Annotated in this window: 2 protein-coding genes and 2 pseudogenes; 3 read left to right on the top strand and 1 reads right to left on the bottom strand. The window is 56.3% G+C overall.

The genetic code is table 11. The features are described from left to right. From GGR43_RS23235 to GGR43_RS23225, 3 genes and pseudogenes are all read left to right on the top strand, one after another. Positions 1 to 323 (top strand): annotated as a pseudogene (locus tag GGR43_RS23235) (hypothetical protein); the annotation flags it as partial. A gap of 12 nt (positions 324 to 335) precedes the next feature. Further along, complete coding sequence (locus tag GGR43_RS23230) at positions 336 to 1,286, top strand: mechanosensitive ion channel family protein (protein WP_120216662.1); 951 nt, start codon at positions 336 to 338, stop codon at positions 1,284 to 1,286. Positions 1,287 to 1,309: 23 nt separating this feature from the next. Next, complete coding sequence (locus GGR43_RS23225; RefSeq protein WP_120216663.1) at positions 1,310 to 1,795, top strand: phosphate-starvation-inducible PsiE family protein; 486 nt, start codon at positions 1,310 to 1,312, stop codon at positions 1,793 to 1,795. A gap of 70 nt (positions 1,796 to 1,865) precedes the next feature. On the opposite strand, the pseudogene GGR43_RS23220 reads toward GGR43_RS23225, so the two are convergent. Further along, positions 1,866 to 2,288 (bottom strand): annotated as a pseudogene (locus GGR43_RS23220) (TCP-1/cpn60 chaperonin family protein); the annotation flags it as partial. Between the last annotated feature and the right edge of the window lie 339 nt (positions 2,289 to 2,627).

The raw sequence follows: 2,627 nt of genomic DNA, 5'->3' as shown, positions 1-2,627 counted from the left end.
GGGCTTCATCTTCGTTCCTTCGTCACTACGACGAAGCCCAAATCCTCCTTAATTCACAACCTCAAATCTGTGCCATTGGCGCTGACGCCGGACATTACGAACCGAAGATCGACGAGCTCTATCGTGGCTTTGAGGCGCCCGGAAACTGGCCGATACGATGGTCTGGAGAGGGCAAAGAGATCTCTCGTCACCGGCTGTATCGAGGCGCGGAGGCTGGCGAGCGGGCTGAGCCTGAAAAGGAGTTCGACCCCGTTGATGAAGCGCTGCTCGAAAGCTTTCCCGCCTCCGATCCGCCAGCATTTACGGGCGCAACAATTGGCTAGGCCGAAAGGTCGATGCAGTCGAAAATAAGCGAGTATAAGGTGTCAAATGTAATCGACGCATTCGAATTGCGAGCTCTCTCCGTTTCCTCATCCCTGCTTGAAGACGCAGTGCGGATCGTGCTGGTGGTGTGTCTCGCTTCGTTGGCGGCAGCTCTGCTTTCGCGCCTGATGCGGCGCATAGAACAGAAGATGACAAGCAAACGAAGTGATCCAGATTCTTTAAGGAGGGTTGCAACTGCATACAGGACTGGTCTGATATTCGGGCGCATCGTGATATGGTCAGTTGCCGGGGTGACCTTGCTCTCGATCATGGGCGTATCCATAGCGCCTTTGCTGACTGCTGCGGGAGTGGCCGGAATTGCAGCAGGTTTTGCCGCGCAGAGCCTGGTGAAAGACTATTTTTCCGGATTTATCATTCTGCTTGAAGGGCAGCTGCGCGTCGATGACATAGTCGAGATCGGTGGCCATATCGGCGTGGTAGAAGAAATTACGCTGCGGAGCGTTCGCCTGCGCGATTACTATGGCAACGTGATTTTCGTGCCATGCGGGAACATTACCAATGTCGTGAACATGACCATGGAATATTCCAGGTCGGTGATCGATGTCGGTATCGCCTATCGCGAAAAGACTGACGAGGCGTTGGACATTATGCACAGCGTTGCCTCGCAGATGGCTCAGGATCGGGCCTTTACAGACCGCATCATTGATGAGCCCGAGATTGTCGGTGTGGAAGCGCTCGGTGACAGTGCCGTCACATTGCGACTGCGCCTCAAGGTGACGCCTGGAGCGCAATGGGAAGTGCGGAGGGAGTTCTTCCGCAGGATCAAGCAGGCATTCGACGAGACTGGCATCGAAATACCATTCCCGCACGTCACCCTGTATCCGGGGCTCCCGAAAGATGGCCCTGCCCCTCCGCTGAATATCCTGCTTGGACAAATTGAGCCCGGGGTGAAGACTGCTTGAAAGACGACCGCAAGGATAAACCAATGCTCGCGAATTTTCTGAGATTGCGCAAAATGACACATGCAGAATGGTCTGCGATGTCTCTCTACGAGAAATTCGAGGACGCGATTGTCATCGTTCTCAGCGGAATAATCGCAATCGTCGTGATTGCGGCGGTTTGGTCATTGCTGCGCGAAGTTGTCACAAGCCTTGTCTTGGGCGCTCTCGATCCGCTCGATTTTGCCACTTTCCAGACTGTCTTCGGAATGATTTTTACTGTTGTGATTGCGCTTGAGTTCAAGCGTTCATTGCTCGTAGCTGCCGAGAGGGGTTTCGGTATCCTGCAGGTGCGCACGATAATCCTGATTGCGCTGCTGGCAATTGTGCGCAAGTTCATCATCCTCGATTTGGCAGACACGAGCGCCGCGAAAGTCGCCGCGCTTTCAGGAGCTGTGCTGGCACTCGGTGCGGTATTCTGGCTTGTTCGCGATCAGGATAGGCATGAGCGGCTTGAGCAGCTACAGGAATAGGGCCTTTCTGAAGCCGAAGCCAGCGCGGTTACAGACCAAAAAAGACCGGCTTCCAAGAGAAATGGCAGCCTTAGGAGTCCATCGCCGGCATCGGAGCGGGCGTGTCTTCTATCGGCAGTTCGGGAACCAGCGTCTCGGTGGTGATCAGCAGCCAGGCAACCGAAGCCGCAATCTGCAGCGCAGTGCGCACCACCTTCGCCGGATCGATCACGCCCGACTTCACCAGGTCTTCATATTCGCCGGTCGCGGCGTTGAAGCCATGGTTGTAGTCGTCGCCTTCGAGCAGCTTGCCGACGATATAGGCACCGTCCTCGCCCGCGTTGTCGGCAATCTGGCGAGCCGGGGCGCGCAGGGCGCGACGCACGATGTCGATACTGGACTGCTGGTCGTCATTGGCGGCCTTGAGGCCCTCGAGCGACTTGAGCGCCCGGAGCAGTGCGATACCGCCGCCCGGCAGAATGCCTTCCTCGACCGCCGCACGGCGGCCCCGAATGCGGCAGCAATGCCGCCGCCGGTCGCCAAACCGTTCCACCATGTGCCGAAGCTGCGCATCACTCGTCCTTTTGCATACCTCGATTCGCGCACCTATCTTCAGTCTGTAGCAACTACAGACTGAAGAGGCTGGATGTGAAAATTGGCGAGGTAGCGAAACGCACCGGATGCAACATCGAGACAATCCGGTTTTTACGAAAGCATTGGCGTTATCAGCTCGCCGGCACGCAAGGGTGCCTACCGCGACTGTCCGGCGTCAGCGCCAATGGCACAGATTTGAGGTTGTGAATTAAGGAGGATTTGGGCTTCGTCGTAGTGACGAAGGAACGAAGATGAAGCC

Origin of the sequence: Sphingobium jiangsuense, from assembly GCF_014196495.1 — a bacterium.
GTDB lineage: Bacteria > Pseudomonadota > Alphaproteobacteria > Sphingomonadales > Sphingomonadaceae > Sphingobium > Sphingobium jiangsuense.
Note: the sequence above shows the minus strand (reverse complement) of the source record. Positions and strands in the feature narration are given on the sequence as shown.